Source organism: Arcobacter aquimarinus, from assembly GCF_013177635.1.
Classification (GTDB): domain Bacteria; phylum Campylobacterota; class Campylobacteria; order Campylobacterales; family Arcobacteraceae; genus Aliarcobacter; species Aliarcobacter aquimarinus.
In genome coordinates this window covers 1,140,719-1,162,636 of record NZ_CP030944.1, presented here as the reverse complement: position 1 = coordinate 1,162,636, position 21,918 = coordinate 1,140,719, and the positions used below count along the sequence as shown (strand labels likewise).

Here is a 21,918-nt window from a genome sequence, read left to right as displayed (position 1 = left end):
TCTTTTCTCTTGAAATAACTTAATAAAAAAATTATATCTATATAATTTAGAAAATTACATTATTAAAATTCATCAATTAACAAACAATTTGTACAAAATAAACTTCAAATCTAATAAACTATTTTTATGAAAACATTTATACTCTACCCAAACCAACTATTTAAAAACATATCAAACTTTGTAAATAAAAAAGTGCTTTTAATAGAAGAACCGTTATTTTTTACCCAATATGATTTTCATATTCAAAAGCTTGTGCTTCATAGAGCTTCGATGAAGTTTTATGAATCTTATTTAAAACAAAACAATATTTTAGTTGAGTATTTTGAAGATGAGAGTTATCTTGAACTTTATAAAAATGAAGAGGTTTTTGTTTATGAACTTTTTGATAATTATTTGGAAAAAAAGGTTTATAAAAACTTTTCAAACATCACAACAATCAAAAATCCAAACTTTATAAACCCAAAAGATAAAAACAAGTTTTTGCATAAGTTTTATATAAATAGAAGAAAAGAGTTGGATATTTTCATGCAAAATGGAAAACCTTTTTTTGATAAATATAGCTTTGATGAGGATAATAGAAAAAAACTTCCAAAGGAGATAAAAATTCCCCCTACTTTAGCTTTTGAAAATGAGTTTGTAAAAGAGGCTTTGATTTACTGTAAAAAATTTAAAAGTGTTGGAGTTTGTGAGAACTTTTATTATCCTACAACTTTTGATGAAGCAAATATCCAACTAAACTATTTTTTAAAAGAGAAATTTGAAAATTTTGGCTCTTTTCAAGATGCAATTACAAAAGATATAAAACAAAACTTTTTATTTCATTCAAATATTTCAAGTAGTTTAAATATTGGTTTACTTGATTTACATGAGTTAATGGAAAAAATAGTAAATTTTGATGCTCCATACAATGCAAAAGAAGGCTTTATAAGACAAATCATCGGTTGGAGGGAATTTATGCTTCGAGTTTATGAAGATGATGGGATACTCTTGAGAAATTCAAACTTTTTTAAGTTTAAAAACTCTATGCCACAAAAAATTTTAGAAGCTAAAAGTGGTATAAAAATACTTGATGACACAATCAAAAAACTAAATCTTACAGCTTATAATCACCACATAGAAAGGCTTATGATTTTAGGAAATATTTTTTTATTACTTGAGATTAAACCAAATGAAGTTTATGAGTTTTTTATGAAAAATTACATCGATGCTTACGATTGGGTGATGGTTGGAAATGTTTATGGAATGAGTGGTTTTAGTGATGGGGGAAGTATCACTACAAAGCCTTATATAGCAAGTTCAAACTATCTTTTAAAGATGAGTGATTATGATAAAAAAGAAGAGTGGTGCAAGATTATAGATGCACTTTATTGGAGATTTTTATATAAATATTCTTTTAAATTTGACAAAAATCCACGAATGAAAATGCAAATAGCACTTCTAAATAAAATGCCCAAAGAAAAGCTAGAAAATCATCTAAAAATCGCAAATGAATTTTTAGAAAAACTTTTCATTACAGATTGAAATATTTTTAAAGGAATTTTTTTAGTTTTACTAAAATACAAAAATGAAAACAGATATTTATGAAAAAATGGAAATCCTTAGTAATAGTGCAAAATATGATGTCTCTTGCTCTTCAAGTGGAGTTGAAACAAGCTTCAAAAAAGGAGAACTAGGAGCAACTCACACAAGTGGAATTTGCCACACTTTCACACCTGATGGAAGATGTGTTTCACTTCTAAAAGTATTACTTACAAATATTTGTATTTATGATTGTGCATATTGCATAAATCGTGTTTCAAACGATATTCCAAGAGCTGTTTTTAGCCCACGAGAACTTGCAGACATTACAATCAATTTTTATAAAAGAAACTATATTGAGGGACTATTTTTGAGTTCTGGAATTGTAAAAAACGAAGACCATACTATGACTTTGATTTTAAAAGCTTTAAAGATTTTACGATATGAATATAGATTTAATGGTTACATTCATGTAAAATTAATCCCTGGTTGTTCTATGGAATTGGTTGAGCAAATCGTAAAACTAGCAAATAGAGTAAGTTCAAATATAGAACTTCCAAGCGACAAATCTTTAAAACTTTTAGCACCAAATAAAACAAAAGAAAAAGTTTTACAACCACTAAAATTTGCAAGGGATTTAAGTCTTGCAAAAGAGCAAAAACCAATAGGAATGAGTACACAGTTAATCGTTGGAGCAACACCTGAAAGTGATAGGGATATTTTAAAACTTAGCTCTGCTTTATACGATAAAGCGCTTTTAAAAAGGGTTTATTATAGTGCTTATATTCCAGTAAACAATGACAAAAATCTTCCCTCAACAATCACAAAACCACCACTTTTAAGGGAACATCGACTTTATCAAGCTGATTGGTTGCTTAGATTTTATGACTTTTCTTGGGATGAGATAGTAACAGATGAGTTTCCAAATTTGGATGAAGAGTTAGACCCAAAAACATTTTGGGCATTGAATAATCTAAAATATTTTCCTATGGAAATAAACACAGCTTCAAAAGAGGAACTTCTTAGAATTCCAGGAGTTGGAGCAAGAGGTGTGATGAAGATTTTAAGTGCTAGAAGATTTAAAAGACTTACTTTTGATGATTTGAAAAAATTAAAAATTTCAATCAAAAAAGCAAAATACTTTATCACTTGCAACAAAGAGTTTCAAAGGCAAGTTCCATTTTATAGAGAAAGTCTAAAACTTGCACTTACTAAACCAGAACCAAAAAAACTAATCCAACCCTCACTTTTTGATATTAGTTCTCTAACAGGTGAATTATGATTTTAATTTATGATGGAAGTTTTGAAGGATTTTTAACTTTAGTTTATGAAGTTTATTATAAAAAATTAAAACCTACAAAAATTTATAAAACTCTTCCAAATGAAATTATTTTTGAAAAAATATTAGAAATAGAAACTTCAAAAGAGAAATATGAAAAAGTTTTTAATGCACTAAAAATAAAGTTTCAAAAAGATTGTTTTGAAAAGATACTAAATATTTTTATGTGTGATTCAAAAGAGTTTGAAATGGCTCTTTTAGAGTATATTATCATTGGATTTAAAGATTCAAAACAACTATACAATATAAATAATTCTTGCGTTTTTTACCTAAATTCACTTGAAAAAGAGTTATTTAGGCTAGTTCATAAAATGTATGCTTTTATTAGATTTGAAGAGCTTGAAGATGGCACTTTATATGGAAAAATAGAATCAAAATTTAATGTAGTTTATTTTTTAGGAAAACACTTTTTAAAAAGATTCAATAATCAAAATTTCATAATCCACGACCTAGATAGAAAGTTAGCATTTGTAAAAATAGATGAAGAGTTTTCTATACAAGAAATTGCTTATTTTGATGAACCAATCTATTCTTCAAATGAAGAAAAATTCCAAAAGCTTTGGAAGAGTTTTTTTAGAGGAGTTACAATAAAAGAGAGAATAAATCTAAAACTACAACAAAATTTAGTCCCACTTGTCTATAGAACATATATGAGTGAATTTTTCGATTAAAAAACATAAAAACCATATCAAAAAAATCTATTTTTCTATATACTAAAATAAAAAAGGATTTTTTATGTTAAAGTTTTTCAAACTCCTAATCATCACATCTTTTGTATTTTTATTTACAGCTTGTTCTTCAAAAAATCCACCTCTACAAACTGTAGAAAAAGTAGAACTAAATAAGTATTTAGGTACTTGGTACGAAATAGCAAGGTATGAACATTTTTTTGAAAGAGATTGTAAAAATGTAACTGCAAACTACTCTATGATGAATGAAGAAACAATCAAAGTAATTAACAGATGTACAAAAATCCAAACAAATGATAAAAAAGAGGCTATTGGTAGAGCTTATGCTATAGATGAATCAAATAGCAAATTAAAAGTTAGTTTTTTTAGACCATTTTATGGTGATTATTGGGTTTTAATGCTTGATGAAAACTACGAATATGCCGTTGTTGGAACGCCAAGTAGAGAGTATCTTTGGATTTTAGCAAGAACTTCTAAACTAGATGAAAAAATCAAAAAAGATATCTTGAAAAAACTTCCAAGTTTAGGATTTGACAGTTCAAAATTAATCTGGACTATTCAGGAATAAAAAATGTACTTTGAGAAAAAAGAGAGTTTGAAACTAGATTTTACAAAAAAAGCTAAAAAAGAAAAACAAGATTTAACTCCTTTTCAAGAAGAAGATTTAAATCGTTTGATTGAAATGGCATGGCAAGATAGAACTACTTTTGACACTATCTTTGAACTTTATGGTTTAACTGAAAATCAAGTAAAAAATAAAATGCGAACTTTGATGAAAAGTAGTAGTTTTAAAATGTGGAGAAAAAGAGTTCAAGGAAAAGCTACAAAACATAAGAAAAAAGTATCTCATAAAGTTATTAGATTTCAAGGTCCTTGGTAAAATAAAAATTTTTATCTAATAAAAGTCTAAATTAGGCTACAATGCCCGCATGAAAAAATTTTTATTGATATTAATTTCATTATTTTTCATTATTACTTTTATATTTTTTATTTATGAAAATATAAAACAAAAACTCACAGCAGAAGTTTATAACTTTAAAACTCAAGAAATAAAAAAATTATTTGCAGATGAAGTTTCAAAGAAAAAAGGTAACACTTCAGCTATTACATACCTAATAAGCAGAGATAATTCAGTAAGAGAAGCTCTTTTAAAAAATGATAGAAATCTTATTAATTTTCAAGAAGAATTAAAAAATATTCAACATTTTAGTGATAATAAGAATTTATGGATTCAAATTATAGATAAAAATGGATATAGTTTCTACAGAAGCTGGACCAATAAAGTTGGTGATTATGCAGCTGATGCTAGACTTGATATTACTGATATGATAAAAAATCCAAGAGAAATGATTACAATTAGTACGGGAAGATTTGATATGACTTTCAAAACTATGCTTCCAATTTATGATAAAAATAAAAATTTTATTGGAATGATTGAGATGATTTCAAAATTTAACTCTATAGCTCAAGAATTCAAAAATAAAAATATCGAACCTTTATTTGTATTACATGAAGATTATACAAACAGATTTATAGAACCATTTACAAAACTTTTTATAGGTAAAAATTATATTGCAAATTTAAATGCAAATAAAGAACTTATGAAAAAAGTAGAAAAATATGGAATAGATAAGTTTTTAAATATAAAAGATTCTCTTTTATTTGATGAATATTTTGTAGTAAAAGATGAAATAAAAGATGTTCACGGTGGAGATATGGGATATTTTTTCTTTTTTATAAAAAAAGACAATATTGATACTTCAAAAATCAGTGAAATGGAAGTAAATTTCCTTTTTGCAATTATCACTCTTATTATTATAATAATCCTTACTTCTTTGTATTTAATCAATAGAAATTATGTGAAATATTTAAATAGTAAAGTAAAAGTAAAAACCCATAAAATTAGAAAGCAAAAAGAGTATTTGAAATCTCTTTTAGAAATTTATGATAAAAATGTAATCTTTTCAAAAACTGATTTAAAAGGAATAATAATCCATGTAAGTGAAGCTTTTTGTAAAATTAGTGGCTATAAAAAACATGAATTAATAGGTAAAAATCACAATATCATAAGACATCCTGATATGCCAAAAGAGAGTTTTAGATATCTTTGGGAAAAACTAAAAAAAGGTGAAAAAGTAAATCTTGAAGTTAAAAACAAGAAAAAAGATGGTGGATATTATTGGGTTGAAGCAGAATTTGAGCCTTACTTTGATTTAAAAGGAAAACATGTAGGTTATAGTGCAGTTAGAAGAGATATAACAGCAAACAAAGATATAGAAGATATTCAAAGAGAAATTATCTTTACTATGGGAACTATTGGGGAAAGTAGAAGTAAAGAGACAGGAAATCACGTAAAAAGAGTTGCTGAATACTCTTATTTATTGGCTAATTTATCTGGCTTAAAAAAAGAAGAGTGCGAGTTATTAAAACAAGCAAGTCCTATGCATGATATTGGAAAAGTAGCAATTCCTGATTCTATTTTACATAAAGCAGGAAAATTAAACGGTTTAGAACTAGAACTTATGAAAACTCACGCTATAAAAGGATATGATTTATTAAAAGGTTCGGATAGACCTTTACTGAAAATGGCTGCAATTGTAGCAAAAGAGCATCATGAAAAATGGGATGGAAGTGGATATCCTATTGGATTAAAAGAAGAAGAGATTAGTATTTATGGAAGAATCACTGCTATTTGCGATGTTTTTGATGCACTTGGAAGTGATAGATGCTATAAAAAAGCTTGGAAGGATGAAGAGATTTTTGCTTTTTTAGAAAATGAAAAAGGAAAACATTTTGACCCCAAATTAATAGATATTTTCTTTGCAAATTTAGATAAATTTTTAAATATTAGAGAAAAATATAAAGATACTTTTTAAATTAAAACTAACTTACAAATTAAACATACCAAAATATCAAAAATCATCATAGAATAAACAAAAAGGATTTAAAATGATAAAAGAACTAATTTTTACAGGACTTGGTGGAGCTTTGGTTTTAAAAGAAAAAATCGAAGATGAGTTAAAAAAGCTAGAAGAAAAAGGAAAACTAGATACAAAAGATGTAAAAAGTTTTTTAGAATCACTAGAGCAAAAAGGCAAAGAGAGTGATGAGAAATTTAAAGCAGAACTAAAATCAACAATAAAAGAGATTATTGATGAATTAGGACTTGCTACAAAAGAAGATTTACAAAAACTCAAAGAGGATTTAAAATAAAAACTTTTTTTAAAAACCTAAATCTTTACTCTCCTAAAAGAGTTTATAGTGTTTTTTCATTTTTACTAACTATTTATTTGGTTATAAAAAAAAGACCTAGTTTTCTTTTTTTTAAGCCTTTAAGTGCAAAAAAACTAAAAGAAACAACTATAAATCTTGGAGCTAGTTTTATAAAACTAGCGCAAGTTTTGGCAACAAGGGCTGATTTTTTTTCAGCTGAATATTTAGAAGAGTTAAAAGAACTTCACGACCAACTTCCTTGTATGAGTAAAGATGAATATGAAAAAGTTTTTAATAAAGCTTTTAAAAATAATCCTTTTTCATCATTTGAAAACACTCCAATTGCATCTGCATCAATTGGACAAGTTCATATAGCATATTTAAAAAGTGGTGAAAAAGTTGCTGTTAAACTTCTAAGAGTTGGTATAAAAAAAAGAGTAAAAGCAGATATAAAAATCATAAATTTTTTTAACACTGTTTTTAAACCTCTCTTTTCTCACTATACAAAAAACTCTATTGAAGCTGTAGTTTCTGAGTTTTCATCTATGATTTTGCAAGAAGTTAGTTTGACACATGAACTAGGAAATTTACAAAAGTTTTCACAAACATATAAAGATAGCAAAGTGAAATTTCCAAAAGCTTTTAGTGAATTTTGTAGCGATGATGCTTTGGTTATGAGTTATGAAGAGGGATTTAGGTTTGATGATAAAGAAAACTTACTAAAAGAGAATATTGACTTTAATGAAATAATCTCAAAACTTGTGGATTTTTACACAACACAAATGCTTATAAATGGATATTTTCATGCAGATCCACATCCTGGAAATCTACTTGTAAACAGACAAGGAGAGCTTATTTTACTAGATTTTGGAATGGTAAAATCAATTCCAAATAATATAAGAGTTGCAATTATTGAGCTTATAAAAGCTGCAAATGAGAGAGATTATGAACTTTATATTAGTGCTAGTAAACGCCTTGGAACAATCGCTCATGAAGCTCCTGTTCATGAATTAGCTTTATTTACAGATAAAATGTTTGATATTTTTTCAAATGAAAATCTAAGCAGTGAATCTATGCAAAAACTTGCCTTTGAAGTTTTAGAAAGTACAAGAAATTTTCCTTTTAAACTTCCAAGTGATGCTATTTATATTTTAAGAGTTAGTGCGATTATCGAAGGACTTGGAACAACTTATATCGAAAATTTCAATGGAATAAAAGATATTTTACCAATTTTACAAAAAAATATTCCAAAAGCTTTAGGAGCTAGTGATAGTATTGTTGAAACAATAATTGATGAGATAAAATCAATTCCTTTTACTTTAAAAGATTTAAAATCCGTTATAAAACAAGCAAGTATTGGAGAGCTTAAAATCGAAGTTTCAAACTCTCAGCTTGAATATATAAGTAAAGAGATTAAAGATTTTATAAAACCAATTATTTTATCATTTGCTTTGATTTTCACATCAATATTTATGGTTTTATATGATAAAGATTTAAAAGATTATGCTTTAGTTATTTTTGCAATTGGTGTAATAAAATTAGTTTATAAATAAAGGTTTAAAATGAAAATAGCAATTATAGGAGCCGGTTTATCTGGCTGTAACTTATACAATAACCTAAGAGAAAAATATGAAAATATAACTATTTTTGAAAAATCAAGAGGAGTTGGTGGACGACTTAGCACTAAATATATAGAAGATAAGTTTATAGACCATGGAACTTCAAGCTTAGTTCCAATAACTGATGATTTAAAACTTTTTTGTTTAGATTTGGTAAAAAACGGTGTTTTAAAAGCTAAATATGATGAGTTTATTCCTAAAAATGGAATAAACTCTATTTGTAAATTTTTAATAGATGAAAAAGATTTAGTAAAAAATACAAAAATTATAAAAGCTCAAAATTTCAATAACAAATGGATTTTACAAGATGAGAATCATAAAATTTATGAAGATTTTGATTTATTATTTATATCAATTCCAGCACCTCAAATTTTAGAACTTGATATAGAACTTCCAAATGATTTTAAGCAAAAAGTTGCAAATATTAAATATGATTCTGTTTTTTCAGTTATTTTATACTCAAATAAAAATATAAAATTAGACCAAAATAGATTTTACGAAAATCCTGACATAGAAAATATCATAGATAACTCAAAAAAATATGGCTTAAAAGATTTTAGTTCATATATAATTCACTCTTCTAGGGAATTTGCTAATTGTGTAAATCATAAATCAAAAGAGAATATTTATGAGATATTTTTAGAAAATTTAGATGAAGAACTTCAAGAAGAATTAAATAAATTTGAAGTTATTCCACACTTGTGGAAATACGCTTTTGCAAAAAGCTCTTTAGATATGCCATATTTTTTAAATAATGAAAAAAATCTAGGAATTTGTGGAGATTATTTTAATTATAATAATTTAGAAGCGACATTTTTAAGTTCTGAATTACTTGGAAATGTAACTTTTAATAATCTTTAAATCTACATATTTTATACATAATAAAATGCTACTATTCATCTTTTAACAAGGTTGAATATGAGCGTTTTTTTGACACTTTTAGGGAAAATTATTCCCCTTTATTTTAGTATATTATTAGGTCTTTTTTCTACTGTTTTTTTAAAATGTGATAAAGAAAGTATCGCTAAAATCTTACTTTTTATATTAGCTCCTATTATAGTTTTTAATGCAACACTTAATGTAAAACTCGAAGCTTCAGTTATATTTTTACCTATTTTCTTTTTTTTACTTAGTACAATTATTGCTTTTATCTCTTTATCTTTTTTCAAAAAAATTTATCAAGACAACACTTCTAATCTATTAGCTTTTAGTACAGCCACAGGAAATACAGGGAATATTGGAATTCCTCTTGCTATACTATTTTTAGAGCCTTCAATAGTGGATGTTTTTATATTTACTGTTTTAGCTTCACTTTTATATCAAAACTCTGTTGGTTACTATATAACTGCAAAAGGTAATTTTACAGCTAAACAAAGTTTTATAAAAGTTATCAAACTTCCTGTTTTATATGCTTTTTTATTAGGATTAATATTAAATATTTTTGGATTTAAAATGCCTGAAATATTTTTGGATTATTCAGACTATCTAAAAGGTGCTTATGCGATTTTAGGAATGATGTTTTTAGGTATGGGAATGGAAAAAATAAAAACAAACGGTGCTTTTGATAAAAGATTTATTTTTTATAGTTTATTTATAAAGTTTGTAATTTGGCCTGTTTTAATACTAATTTTTATTTATATTGATAAAAACTATTTGAATTTTTTAAATAAAGATTTTCACTTATTAATGTTTATTTTTTCTATTGTTCCACTTGCTGGAAATACAGTAACTGTAGCTACATTACTTGATGTAAAACCGGAAAAAATATCTCTTGCTGTTTTTATTTCAACATTAGTATCACTTTTTTATATACCAATGATGGTTTATTTATACACTAGTTAGTTTAATACTATAACCAAAACCATAGTTATTTTTTATATCTAAATCTGGAACTTTTTTTCTAAGTCTTGAAATTAAGTTTTTTAGATTAGATATTTGTACATCTAAATTTAACTCGCCTGACCACAAAAAATTTATAATTTCCTCATTAGTATAGACTTTTTCGGGATATTTTAAAAGTAAATCAAGCAATAAAAATTCTTTTTTTGTTAATTTTAATATCTGATTTTTAAAAATTAGTTGCTTTAATTCTTTATTCCAAAATAAATCTTCTGTTAGTTTCACAAAAGAATTATTTTTTGACTCTTTTTTATATTTTTTTTCATAAATATTTTTTGATACTTTAAATATAACTTCTAAAAAATTATCATAATCAACAGGTTTTAAAATAAATTGTGCAATGCCTATATTTACAAGTTCTAATAAATAATCACTTTCATTATGAGCTGATAAAACTAATACTTTTTGTTTTGGATTTAATTTATAAATATTTTTTATTAAATTTATACCATTCATATTTGGCATTTGAATATCTGTTATTATCAAATCATAATAAGATAAATTTTCTTTATAATAATTAGTATATTTATTAAATCCCTCTTCTCCATCTGCAGAAATATCAATATATTCAAAAATATCACCCAATAAAAAACTCATCTCTTTTCTTAAGCTATCATCATCTTCAACAAATAAAACTGATATTTTTTTACCATATTTTTCAAGTAAAACATAATCCAACAAAATATTTTCCCTTATAATAAATCTTTTTTAGTGAGATTCAAGAATAGTTTTAACATCAATAATCAAACCAATACTTCCATCACCTCTAACAGTAGCTCCTGCTACACTTTGTATTTTTTTGAAATTTGTTTCTATTGCTTTTAAAACAACTTGTTGTTGCTGTAAAAATTCATCAATTAAAAACGCTGCTTTTTGCTCATTTGATTTTACTATGATTAAAATTCCATCTTCTAATTTTTTTGCTTTAGGAGTTATATTAAAATACTCATATAGTTTTATTATAGGTATAAATTCATTTCTTAGCATCAATAATTGACTTGTTCCATCTCCAACATACTTTATCATCTCTTTTGTTGGTTGAATTGATTCTACAATAGAAGAAGTAGGAAGAATAAATAATGAATCTCCAATTTTTATATTTAATCCATCTAAAATAGAGTGTGTTAAAGGAACAATCATAGTATAAGTTGAACCATTTTGATTTTTTGATATTTCTAAATCACCATTTAACTTATTAATTTCTTCTTTAATAATATCAATATTATCAAGCTCTTCTTCTATGTGTTTACCATCATCTTCAATACTAAAAGAGATTTGTCCATTTAGCTGACTTACTATTAATTTTATAGTAGCTTCTTCATTTTTTTCTTTTTCAATTCTGTTTTCTTTTGTCTCAATTCCGTATGAAACAGCATTTGAAATCAACATTTTTATTAAATCATCCAATTGCTCAATCAAAGATTTATCAACTTTAGTTTCACCACCAACTATTTTCAATTTTATACTTTTATCTTTTGGTGTTATATCATTTAAATAATTAGTATATACATCTCTTAAACTTTCAAATTTAATCATTCTAATATCAGTTGCATAATCTTGAAGTTCAACAATATGTCTTTGTAGAAGTGTTATTTTTTCTATTAAACTCTTTTTTTCTTCACTTGAAGGTAAGTTTTCAATAGATTGAGCCATCATAGAATTTGTTATTACCAAATCCCCTACTTTATTTAAAAGTTTTTCTAATTTCAGTAATTCTACTGTTACATTTGTATTTTTCATTTCTTCTCTTATTTGTAATTTTTCATATACATTCAGTTCTAATTTCTTTCTTACCTGTTCTTAAATTTAGAACCTCTTTTTCTTTGTAGATTTTACCTTGTTTTTTACAATCTTCTTCTGTAAGTTGATTATTGAAAATACAACCTGTGAAGATTAAAATTATTGCAACTAAAATAAATAAATTTTTCATAATCTACCTTTTATCGATATATTCTATAATATCATTATTTTTGATATAAAAATAACTTTTTATTCAAAAAAAATAAAAAGATTAAAAAGTGTTTCAATTTCTATCTATTTTTAAATATTTTTAGCTTAATCTTTTTTAAAATAATTTTACCATATTATATAATTTTATCAAAAATATAGGTCAATATGAAAACTCAAGAACAAATTGTTATAAATCTAAATGAAATAATAAATAATACAATAGAAGGAATTTTAATACTTCAAGAAGGTTTTATTAAAAATATAAATCAACCTTTATTGGAAATTTTAGGCTATGAAACAAAAGATGAACTAATAGATAAATTAGCAACAGGTGTTTTAATACCTACTTCTGTAGAAAAATATATAAAATATAATGAAAAACTTTTCCAAGAAATCTCTTTGATTACAAAAGACGGAACAACAATACCTGTAATCATAAAAATAAAAGATATATTTTACGAAGATAAAGAGTATAAAATAATATTTATTTTAGATTTAAGAGAATTAAAAGAGAAAGAAAAAATGGTAATTTATCACTCAAGGCTTTCAGCAATGGGAGAGATGATTTCTATGATAGCTCACCAATGGAGACAACCATTATCAACTATTTCAAGTATGCTAACAAGAATAAAACTAAGAAATAATACAAATAAAATAGATAAAGATTTTTTAAATAACTCTTTGAGTGACATAAATAAACATATTCAATATATGTCTACAACCATAGATGATTTTAGAAATTTTTTTACTACAGATTCAAAAAAAGAACTAGTTAGTTTAAATGAAATCGTAGCAATCGTTTTTAATATGATTGAAAAATCTTTTTCTTCTTTAAATATAAAAATAGAGATTGAAAATAAAAATCTGCAAAAAAAACATCTACCTAAAAATGAACTAATACAAGCTATTTTAAATATTTTAAATAATGCAAAAGATGCTTTTATAGAAAGAGGTATTTCAAATCCTCTTATAAAAATATATTTTGAAGAAAATAATCAAACTCAAAAAATTTTTATAGAAGACAATGCAAAAGGAATAGATGAAAAAATTATTTCTAAAATTTTCAATCCATATTTTTCAACAAAAAATAAAAAAAATGGCTCTGGTTTAGGTCTTTATATTTGTAAAAATATTTTAGAAAAAGATAACTTAGGAGAGGTTTTTGTAGAAAATAAAAACCTTGGAGCAGTTTTTACTATAATAATTAACTGAACTTTTACAAGTTCAGTTCTAATTCTTTTTTATTATTTTTTAGCATTAAACTCATCTCTTCCAAAAAAGTTTGTTTTATTTGTATCTCTAACCATTGTTGTTGCCATTTCATCATTTTGATTTGCTATATCTTTTGTTTCTTGTGCTTTTAAGGCATTTTGTTGTGTTGCTTTATCTAAATCAAAAATCGCAACATTAACTTGCTCTATTCCTTTTTCTTGCTCTTTTAAAGAAAAAGAAACATTTTCAATAATTCCTTTTGTTTTATTGATATTTTCGCTTAAAGTATTATATTCTTTTATCATCTCTACAGAAGCTGTTTTTCCATTATCTGTCTCTTTAGTTGCACTTTCAACCAATATTTTTATCTCTTTTGCAGCCTGAGCACTTCTACTTGCAAGATTTCTTACTTCTTGAGCAACAACTGCAAATCCTTTTCCAGCTTCTCCAGCAGTTGCTGCCTCAACAGCTGCATTTAAACTTAAAATATTTGTTTGAAAAGCTATCTGGTCAATTATAGTTATTGCTTCTTGTATTGCTTTTGTTTTTTCATTTATGTTATCCATTAAAGTAGCACTATTTTTAGCACTATCAAAACCTTTATTTACAGAAATTAAAAGTTCATTTGAATAACTTAACATTTTATCAACATCAGAACTATTGTTTTTAACACTTTTTGTAATCTCATCAACCAAAGAAGATGTTTGCTCTAAAATAGTAGCTTGATTGAAGATATTTGTACTTAAAAGTTCCATATTATTTCTTAATTTATCAGCATTTTGTTTAAAGGCAGTTCCATTTTTTAGACTACTTAAAAGCATTTTTGATATTTTTACATTTAATTTATTTACACTTTGTATTAATAATTCTAATTGTTCTGTTTGATTGTTTTTTATCTCTACTGTAAAATCATTTTTCTGAAATTTTTCAAAAAAATCCAATATCTGTTCAAAACTACTTGATAAATTATCAATGCTATTATTTATGTTATTTGCAACTTGCTGGAAATCTTCATTTTTTGTTTTTGAATCTATTTTTGATTTAAATATATTATTCGAAAATTCAAAAGAGACTCTACTTAAATCTTCTAAAAATTCTTTTTCCAAGAAGATATCTTTTTTTTCTATTTCGCTAAAAATAATTTCCTCTTTCTTACTTTTTAAAAGATTAATTCCATAAAAAAATATCACAGAAATTAAAACTATAAATACTAAAGAAAAAGTCAAAATATTTTGACTATTTAAACTGGATAAATAAGACAAAAAACCTACTGAAAATAGAGTAACAACATAAGATGCAACTAAATATTTTTTTGCATTTTCCATAATTTTGCCTTATTTTTAAAATTTTATTTATTTTACATAAAAAAGCTTAAAAAAATAGTACTTATTTTTTAGTTATTTTTAATAAAGAATAGCATTAAAATAGCATTTGTAAAATTATTAATTTACTTTAAATTATAATTAATCACTTTTAGACATACTATTAACCTAATACTGATACAATACGCGAAAAATTTTATATTAGGAACAGTAATGTTAAGTTTATTAAAAAAGGTATTAATTAGTTTAGTTCTATTATCTTTTACTTTAAATGCTTCAACAAAAGAAGTATCAAAAGTAGAAATAACTCAAATGGAACAATTAGAACTATTTAAAAAAGCACAAATAAAAATAATAAAAGCTTATGATATTGGAAGCTTATATATTTTAACTATTGATGTTCAAGGTAACAAAGATGAAATTTATCTAACAAAAGATAAAAAACTTATTCTTTCAGGTGACGTTATTGATGCAAATAATGGAATGAAAGTATCAGCACCTGTAGATTTAACAGGAGTTAGAGGAAAAGAAGCTTTTGTTTTTGGAAATGGTAAAGATGAATATTTTTTATTTACAGATCCTGAGTGTCCTTATTGTAAAAAATTTGAGTCATATCTTCCTCAAATAAAAGATAAAGTAAAAATTAGAGTTTTCTATTTTCCTTTAGAATCACATGAGAATGCTAAAGATTTATCTTTATATGTAATGAGTCAAAAAACAACTTTACAAAAAATTGATGCTATGTTTGACGTAAGTGAAAACTTAGATAAAGCAAAAAATGCAAAATATTCACAATCTCAACTTTCAAAACTTGAAAAACATTTAGAAGAACAAGTTCAAATTGGAATGAATTTAAATGTTCAAGGAACTCCTACTATTTTTGATAAAAATGGAAATAGTCTTGTTTGGGTTCATATGCTTGAAAAATATGGAATAGAAGTAAGATAAGTATCATTTGATACTTATCTTTTATAATATGAAATTAATGAAGCTTTAGAAATCGTGTGAGAATTTATATAATAACCAACTGTTGCAGCATTTGTATTTTTATCTAACCCTAAAGTTTCAACATCAAGTGCATGAACTGTAAAAATATATCTATGAGCTTTATCTCCAAGGGGTGGACAAGCTCCTCCAAAACCACTTTTACCATAATCCGTTATACTTTGAATAGCATCTTTTGATTCACTATTTCCAAATCCTGAAGCTAATGTTGTTTTATCTTTAGAGATATCAAAAACAACCCAATGCCACCATCCAGAACCTGTCGGTGCATCTGGGTCATAAACAGTTACGGCAAATGATTTTGTTTCTTTGGGTGCATTTTCCCAAGAAAGTTGTGGTGAAATATTTTCTCCACTACATCCAAAACCATTGAATTCTTGTTTTTTTGTAAGTTGTCCTTTTAAATCAGAACTACTTAATGTAAAATTATCTGCAAATAAAAAACTTGCACAACAAACTAAACCTAATAGTGTTTTTTTCATCATTTAATTATCCTTTTTTTTGATTATTATATAAAAAAATAAAATTTAATTCTATTGGGAAATATTCAATTTTTGTTGTTTTTTATCTGTTTTGGAGTAACTTTGTATCTATTTTTAAATAATTGAATAAACCATGAAATATTTTCAAAACCACATTTAAAACAGACTTCTGTTACATTGTCATTTGTTATTTCCAATAATAATTTTGCCTTTTCGAGTCTTTTTTCATTTTGCCATTTTTTTGGTGTTGTACTAAAGATAGTTTTAAATTTATTTCTAAAAGCTAAATCTGTCATATTAAATTCTTTTGCAAAAAATAAAATATTTTTTTCGAAATCAAACTCTTTTTCTATTTTTATTTTAAAAAAATACTCATTGTAAATTGAAGATAAAAATATTTTAAAGTACTCTTTTGAATCAGATTCTAAAATATTGAAAAAAAGTTCTTCTAATTTTAATCTTATAATAGATTCTTTATTTGAAGAGTTTGCAGTAAGATAGTTCAAAACTGAAGATTGAAAAATTTCAAAAATAGGTGTTTTTTTGATTTTAAAATAGTTATTATCAAAAGATAGTATCTCTTCAAAATCTAAATTATATTTTTTTATAAAATCCAAAAGAATAGCATCATCATATGTAAATAATATTGATTCAAAATATTCATCTAATACTTCACTCATTACATAATTTCCACTTTTCAAAAAAAGAACATCATTTGAATTTACAATAATCTTTTCATCTCCAAAATGTAAAACTTTTGTACCTTTTATCACAAAAATTAAAATATTTGAAGAGATAAAAACCTCTCTTTTTTGTTGTTCTTTATATTGAATATATTTACAAATTGATAAATTTGATAAAGATTTTTCCATATTTTTCTATCCTAAAAGTTTAGAAATTTCATTTATTTCATCATTTGATAAAGAAAAATCACCAATTTTTAAATCTTCAATCATATGTTTTGTTGATGTTGTTCCATTTAAAGGTGTAATATCTATATGATTTAAAAATCTATAAAAAATCTCAGCAACACCTCGTTGATATTTTTTTGATAAATTTTGTAAAATCTCACTTGTTAAAATATGTGGATTTGCAGTTAAAGACCAAAAACTCTCATATTTTATGCCATTTTGATTACAAAAAGCTCTTATTTCTTTGTCATATCCACTTTGAGCATAAAATCGATTTTGCACGATTGATGGTTTTATTTTTGCATTGTTATAAATATAAACTAAAACATCTAAATCATAACAATTACTAATTCCTAATTGCCCTACTTCTTGGGCATCAACAAACTCTTCCATTTTTTGCCAAACTTTTTGAAGTTTACTTCCAGGATAAACCGGTGAATGTAAAATATAAGCATCTATAAAATTTGTCTTTAGATTTTTTTTAGAAGTTTCAAAAGATTTTTCCACTTGAATTTCTATTTCATCACTCTCTAAATAAGGCATATTATTTTTATCTTGCCCATCAATCGGAGTAAATTTTGTTTGAATAAATAAATCTTCTCTTTTTACAATTTGCTCATCATAAGCTTTTTGTAAACCCAATCCTACTAAATCTTCTTGATAATGTCTTGGTTGACAAGCTGTATCAACTGCTTTGAATCCTTGTTTTAAAGCTTCAAAAACTAAAGCAGTTGTATTTTCTTTTTTCCAAGCTGTTCCATAAATCATATTTGGTATTTTCATAATATTTTCTCACTTTTGTTTTAAAAGAATCATTGTAGCAAATGTTGATATGATAATCCCTATAAAAACATTAAAATTAATAGTCTGTTTTTCTATTATAAAAGATAAAACAGCAACCATTGCAGGACTTAGATATACATAAGCCATCAATTTTTTAGGACCTAAAATAATAGAACTTTTTTGATATAAATATAGAGTTACAATTGTTGTTCCAATAACTAAATAAGCCATCCAATAAAATAAATCACCTTTTATTTTTTCCCAACCAAAAGGTATATTTAAAACCTGCATAGTTAGAAACATCCAAAAACATCCACCAATTAGTGTTGTAAAAACTAATACTAAAAGAATATCTCCTTTTTTATGTAGAAGTTTCAAAAATATCGAATACAAAGCCATTGAAGTTGAAGCAAGTAAAAATATAATATCCCCTTCATTTAAAGAAAAACCTAAAAACAATTCGAAATCTGCTTTGAATACAACTATACAAGTACCAACAATTCCTATAAAATATATAAAAAGTTGTTTTAAATTCATTTTTTCTTTAAAAAAGAATATACATAAAATCGCTGTCATCAAAGGAACTAAAGTATATAAAGTTCCTGTATTTAAAGCTGTTGTTGTCTCCAAAGATTTGAACATACCAATAAAATATAAAGCATAAAACAATCCTATAATCATAGCTCTTGGAAAAGTTGAAATAATCTTTTTTCTATACTCTTTTTTTATCAAAATAACTGGAGCTAAAATAATAGCTGCTAAAACAAATCTATATAAAGTCAAAGAAATAGAATCAATAACACCTGAAAGTTTTGCACTTGCTATAAATGAACCTGCAACTAAAAAGGTAGCTAATAATACTGATAAATGAGCTTTTAAAGTTTCAGTCAAAATAATCCTTTATATGTAAATTAAATAAATACTTAATCTAATCATAGTAGAATAAACTTTTTTAATCATTTACATATGTTGATATTAAATTAAAAATTACAGCTTCATAAGGGTTATTTTTGATTAAAAATATTTTATTTTTTATTATTCCTATTTTGATTTATTTTATTGCCTCAAATTTTATATTTGATACTAAAAATCTGATTTTAATCTCATTACTTACAACAACAATTATTTTTTGGGCAACTTCTATAATACCAAATTATCAAACATCTCTTATCTTTTTATTTACTTGTTTGATATTCTCTTTAAGTAGCAAAGATATTATTTTTTCAGGATTTTCATCTTCTGCTTTTTGGCTTGTATTTGCAGGTATGTTAATAGCAAGTGCTATAAAAAATGTAAATTTAAGTGAAAGGTTTTCTACACTTTTTTCTTCTATAAAAAATCCAAATTATTTAAATATTCTAATTTTTATAAATATTTTTTCTTTATTGTTTAGTTTTGTTATGCCTTCAAGTTTAGGAAGAACTGTACTTTTAATTCCAATTGCCATGATTGTTGCTAAAAATTTTGGTTTTAAAGAAAAAGACAAAGGTTATACTGGAATAATGTTAGCTTTCATTTTTTCAACTGTAATACCAGCATTTACAATCTTGCCAGCAAATGTTCCAAATATGATATTAAGTGGATTAACATATGAGATTTATGGTTTTGAACTTTTATATTCACACTATTTAGTTGCTAATTTTTTTGTTTTAGGTTTCATAAAAAACTTAATTCTTGTGGCACTACTATATTTCATGTACAATGATACTCCTAAATACACTTTTTACAAAAGTGAAAAAAATATTTTATCAAAAGATGAAAAAACAGTAATCTACACTACTTTTACAATGATTCTTTTTTGGGCAACAGATTTTATACATGGCATTTCGGCAAGTGTTATTGCAATAGTAGGTGTTTTATTTTTAGCAAATCCAACAATAAATATCATAAAAACAAAAGATGTAAATAGTATAAATTTTGCTTCTTTACTTTTAGTTGCAGCTATTATTAGTTTTGGAAATATTGTTGCAACAAATGATTATATAAAAGAAGTTTTAACATCAATAATTAATCTATATAAACCTACAGAGTATAAAGTTTTAAATCAAATACTTATTAGTTCGTTTATGTCATTTACTGGTATTTTCATAACTCAACCATCAATTCCTGCTATTTTCACTCCAATGGCTGAGCATATAAGTTCAATAAGTAGTTTTAGTTTAAATGAGGTAATTATGATGGAAGTATCTGCTTTTTCTACTCTATTTTTACCTTACCAATCTCCACCAATAATTATTGGTTTGGCTTTGGCAAATATCAAACAAACACAAGCTATAAAGTTTTTATTGATACTTGCAGTTATTACTATAATTTTTTTATTTCCATTGCAATATTATTGGATGCAATTTGTAAAAAATATAATTTAGTTTTATTTATTTAACTTTTTCCTAATCCGACTCAACTGAGTTGGAGTTATACCCAAATGATTTGCGATATGATGTTGAGCAATTCTATTTTCTATGTTTGGATTGTTTTTTATAAAGTTTTCATATCTTGTTGTTGCATCATCAAGAATCAAAGATATTTCATTTTTTTCTTTTACAATTACCCAATTTTTTTCTAAATAATTTATGTAAAAAGTCTTAAATTCATTATATTTATCTATCAACTCTTTGTACTTTTCAAAATCAATAAAAATAAGTGTACTATCTTCTAAAGCTTCAATATTTAAGTATGAATCTTCTTTTGTAATAAGTGAAACCTTTGAAGCAGAAAAATAGTTTTCACTAAAAAGATTTTTTGTATAAATCTCTCCATTTTCACCTAAATAATAAGTTCGTAAAATTCCTTTACAAATAAAGTAAATATATTTTGCTTTTGAATAATTATCAAGTAAAATTTCTGCTTTTTTTACCTCTTTTAAAAAAGTGATATTTTTTAATCTTTCAAAATTTTCATCATCAAAATCATAATATTGTTTACACACATTTCTAAATTGTTCATAATACAATTCATTCATAAAATCAATCTTCCATTCCTATTCGTAAAAATCCAGTAAAAGCTGCATTATCAAAACTCACAGATTTACTTACATTTTTTTTCATCTCATTTAAGATTTTTTTATAAGCATCATAAAACTCAAAACTAGGAGTTGGTTTATAAACTAAATCTTTTATTTCAAAATATTTGATTACATTTTTTGTAGTTGTTGGTTTTATAAAATACTCTTTTTGTCTATCGTTATAATATAAAACAACAGAAATTATCGTCCATTTTGCAAGATTGTATTGAGATAAAAACTCTACTATTCCCTCAAATCCATTTTTTTGATTTCCATGTAATAATTCATACAATTCTATACTTAACATATCTTTTTCATAAGAAGTTAAATTTGCTAACATATCTCTAAACTTTAGTTTATCAAACAATGAAACCAAAACAGATTTTTGAATAATTTGAAAAAAAGATTGAACAACCAAATTTGGGTTTGAAAAATTCTCTTTTTTTAGATTTTCTTTTGTGAACGCTTCAAGTTTTGAAGGGTCAAATTTTTTCATAGTTGGGAAAAACTTCGCATCTTCAAAACCTGTTGGATAAAAAGTCAAAAACTCTTCTTCCATATCCTTTAGTTTTTTCATATTCATTTTAAGCCTTTTGGATTAAAACTTCTTATTTAAATAATTATTTAAGATTTTTTTACAAACTCTTGTTTTAATTTAATAGCTCCAACACCTGGAACTTTACAGTCGATATTGTGACCATCATTTCCCTCAACAAGTCTAATACCTTTGATTTTAGTACCAACTTTTATACCTGAAGAACTTCCTTTAACTTTTAAATCTTTGATAACAGTTACATCATCTCCATCTTGTAAAATAGTACCATTTGCATCTTTTACAACTAAAGCATCACTATCACTTTGTAAAGATGAATCTTGCGACCACTCATTTGCACACTCAGGACAGATATACAAATCTCCATCTTCGTAAGTATATTCACTTCCACATTTTGGACAGTTTGGTAATTGACTCATTCT

Annotated in this window: 24 protein-coding genes; 13 read left to right on the top strand and 11 right to left on the bottom strand. The window is 24.9% G+C overall.

Annotated features, from left to right (window positions below):
• Nucleotides 1-126 precede the first annotated feature (126 nt).
• From AAQM_RS05725 to AAQM_RS05680, 10 genes are all read left to right on the top strand, one after another.
• Nucleotides 127-1,521, top strand: a complete 1,395-nt coding sequence (locus AAQM_RS05725) for a cryptochrome/photolyase family protein (RefSeq protein WP_129095059.1) — start codon at nucleotides 127-129, stop codon at nucleotides 1,519-1,521.
• Nucleotides 1,522-1,564: 43 nt separating this feature from the next.
• Nucleotides 1,565-2,800: a putative DNA modification/repair radical SAM protein gene (locus AAQM_RS05720; protein ID WP_129095060.1), complete on the top strand. Its 1,236-nt coding sequence runs from the start codon at nucleotides 1,565-1,567 to the stop codon at nucleotides 2,798-2,800.
• Nucleotides 2,797-3,528, top strand: a complete 732-nt coding sequence (locus AAQM_RS05715) for a TIGR03915 family putative DNA repair protein (RefSeq protein WP_129095061.1) — start codon at nucleotides 2,797-2,799, stop codon at nucleotides 3,526-3,528. The genes AAQM_RS05720 and AAQM_RS05715 overlap by 4 nt, the downstream gene beginning before the upstream one ends.
• Before the next feature lie 64 nt (nucleotides 3,529-3,592).
• A complete protein-coding gene (locus AAQM_RS05710; protein WP_129095062.1) occupies nucleotides 3,593-4,114 on the top strand; it encodes a lipocalin family protein in 522 nt (173 codons plus the stop codon).
• 3 nt (nucleotides 4,115-4,117) lie between these two features.
• Complete coding sequence (locus AAQM_RS05705) at nucleotides 4,118-4,426, top strand: TIGR03643 family protein (RefSeq protein ID WP_129095063.1); 309 nt, start codon at nucleotides 4,118-4,120, stop codon at nucleotides 4,424-4,426.
• 49 nt (nucleotides 4,427-4,475) lie between these two features.
• On the top strand, nucleotides 4,476-6,422 hold the full coding sequence (locus AAQM_RS05700) for an HD domain-containing phosphohydrolase (RefSeq protein WP_129095064.1): 1,947 nt from the start codon (nucleotides 4,476-4,478) through the stop codon (nucleotides 6,420-6,422).
• Nucleotides 6,423-6,495: 73 nt separating this feature from the next.
• The gene (locus AAQM_RS05695; protein ID WP_129095065.1) at nucleotides 6,496-6,759 is read left to right on the top strand and encodes a hypothetical protein; all 264 of its coding nucleotides are present in this window, start codon (nucleotides 6,496-6,498) and stop codon (nucleotides 6,757-6,759) included.
• A gap of 71 nt (nucleotides 6,760-6,830) precedes the next feature.
• Complete coding sequence (locus AAQM_RS05690) at nucleotides 6,831-8,312, top strand: ABC1 kinase family protein (RefSeq protein WP_268878214.1); 1,482 nt, start codon at nucleotides 6,831-6,833, stop codon at nucleotides 8,310-8,312.
• 9 nt (nucleotides 8,313-8,321) lie between these two features.
• A complete protein-coding gene (locus AAQM_RS05685; RefSeq protein WP_129095067.1) occupies nucleotides 8,322-9,239 on the top strand; it encodes an NAD(P)-binding protein in 918 nt (305 codons plus the stop codon).
• Between the two features lie 57 nt (nucleotides 9,240-9,296).
• A complete protein-coding gene (locus tag AAQM_RS05680; RefSeq protein WP_129095068.1) occupies nucleotides 9,297-10,220 on the top strand; it encodes an AEC family transporter in 924 nt (307 codons plus the stop codon).
• Here the strand turns inward: AAQM_RS05680 and AAQM_RS05675 are convergent.
• From AAQM_RS05675 to AAQM_RS05665, 3 genes are read right to left on the bottom strand one after another with little or no spacing between them, the layout of a single operon-like run.
• On the bottom strand, nucleotides 10,206-10,958 hold the full coding sequence (locus AAQM_RS05675; RefSeq protein ID WP_129095069.1) for a response regulator transcription factor: 753 nt from the start codon (nucleotides 10,956-10,958) through the stop codon (nucleotides 10,206-10,208). The genes AAQM_RS05680 and AAQM_RS05675 overlap by 15 nt on opposite strands.
• A 27-nt stretch (nucleotides 10,959-10,985) precedes the next feature.
• The gene (locus AAQM_RS05670) at nucleotides 10,986-12,017 is read right to left on the bottom strand and encodes a chemotaxis protein CheW (protein ID WP_129095070.1); all 1,032 of its coding nucleotides are present in this window, start codon (nucleotides 12,015-12,017) and stop codon (nucleotides 10,986-10,988) included.
• A 22-nt stretch (nucleotides 12,018-12,039) separates the two neighbouring features.
• Complete coding sequence (locus tag AAQM_RS05665; RefSeq protein WP_164967040.1) at nucleotides 12,040-12,207, bottom strand: hypothetical protein; 168 nt, start codon at nucleotides 12,205-12,207, stop codon at nucleotides 12,040-12,042.
• Between the two features lie 185 nt (nucleotides 12,208-12,392).
• Here AAQM_RS05665 and AAQM_RS05660 point away from each other — a divergent pair, with 185 nt between their 5' ends.
• Complete coding sequence (locus AAQM_RS05660; protein WP_129095071.1) at nucleotides 12,393-13,439, top strand: PAS domain-containing sensor histidine kinase; 1,047 nt, start codon at nucleotides 12,393-12,395, stop codon at nucleotides 13,437-13,439.
• Nucleotides 13,440-13,471: 32 nt separating this feature from the next.
• Here the strand turns inward: AAQM_RS05660 and AAQM_RS05655 are convergent, their stop codons facing one another.
• Nucleotides 13,472-14,764 carry a methyl-accepting chemotaxis protein gene (locus tag AAQM_RS05655; RefSeq protein WP_129095072.1) on the bottom strand — a complete coding sequence of 431 codons (1,293 nt, stop codon included), beginning with the start codon at nucleotides 14,762-14,764 and terminating at the stop codon, nucleotides 13,472-13,474.
• Nucleotides 14,765-14,974: 210 nt separating this feature from the next.
• Here AAQM_RS05655 and AAQM_RS05650 point away from each other — a divergent pair, with 210 nt between their 5' ends.
• Entirely contained in the window at nucleotides 14,975-15,709 is a 735-nt protein-coding gene (locus tag AAQM_RS05650; protein ID WP_129095073.1) for a thioredoxin fold domain-containing protein, read from the top strand.
• 14 nt (nucleotides 15,710-15,723) lie between these two features.
• On the opposite strand, the gene AAQM_RS05645 is transcribed toward AAQM_RS05650, so the two are convergent.
• The 4 genes from AAQM_RS05645 to AAQM_RS05630 form a co-directional block, all read right to left on the bottom strand.
• Nucleotides 15,724-16,248, bottom strand: a complete 525-nt coding sequence (locus AAQM_RS05645) for a YbhB/YbcL family Raf kinase inhibitor-like protein (RefSeq protein WP_129095074.1) — start codon at nucleotides 16,246-16,248, stop codon at nucleotides 15,724-15,726.
• Between the two features lie 65 nt (nucleotides 16,249-16,313).
• Complete coding sequence (locus AAQM_RS05640) at nucleotides 16,314-17,120, bottom strand: helix-turn-helix domain-containing protein (RefSeq protein WP_129095075.1); 807 nt, start codon at nucleotides 17,118-17,120, stop codon at nucleotides 16,314-16,316.
• Between the two features lie 6 nt (nucleotides 17,121-17,126).
• Complete coding sequence (locus AAQM_RS05635; RefSeq protein ID WP_129095076.1) at nucleotides 17,127-17,942, bottom strand: aldo/keto reductase family protein; 816 nt, start codon at nucleotides 17,940-17,942, stop codon at nucleotides 17,127-17,129.
• A gap of 9 nt (nucleotides 17,943-17,951) precedes the next feature.
• Complete coding sequence (locus AAQM_RS05630) at nucleotides 17,952-18,833, bottom strand: DMT family transporter (protein ID WP_129095077.1); 882 nt, start codon at nucleotides 18,831-18,833, stop codon at nucleotides 17,952-17,954.
• Nucleotides 18,834-18,952: 119 nt separating this feature from the next.
• Here AAQM_RS05630 and AAQM_RS05625 point away from each other — a divergent pair, with 119 nt between their 5' ends.
• Nucleotides 18,953-20,308, top strand: coding sequence for an SLC13 family permease (locus AAQM_RS05625; protein ID WP_129095078.1), 1,356 nt, complete (start codon nucleotides 18,953-18,955; stop codon nucleotides 20,306-20,308).
• 2 nt (nucleotides 20,309-20,310) lie between these two features.
• On the opposite strand, the gene AAQM_RS05620 is transcribed toward AAQM_RS05625, so the two are convergent.
• From AAQM_RS05620 to AAQM_RS05610, 3 genes are read right to left on the bottom strand one after another with little or no spacing between them, the layout of a single operon-like run.
• Nucleotides 20,311-20,901 (bottom strand): Crp/Fnr family transcriptional regulator, encoded by a 591-nt coding sequence (locus tag AAQM_RS05620; RefSeq protein ID WP_129095079.1) that lies wholly within the window; start codon nucleotides 20,899-20,901, stop codon nucleotides 20,311-20,313.
• A gap of 4 nt (nucleotides 20,902-20,905) precedes the next feature.
• A complete protein-coding gene (locus AAQM_RS05615; protein ID WP_228254515.1) occupies nucleotides 20,906-21,520 on the bottom strand; it encodes a hypothetical protein in 615 nt (204 codons plus the stop codon).
• A 47-nt stretch (nucleotides 21,521-21,567) separates the two neighbouring features.
• The gene (locus AAQM_RS05610) at nucleotides 21,568-21,915 is read right to left on the bottom strand and encodes a zinc ribbon domain-containing protein YjdM (protein WP_129095081.1); all 348 of its coding nucleotides are present in this window, start codon (nucleotides 21,913-21,915) and stop codon (nucleotides 21,568-21,570) included.
• Nucleotides 21,916-21,918: the final 3 nt, after the last annotated feature.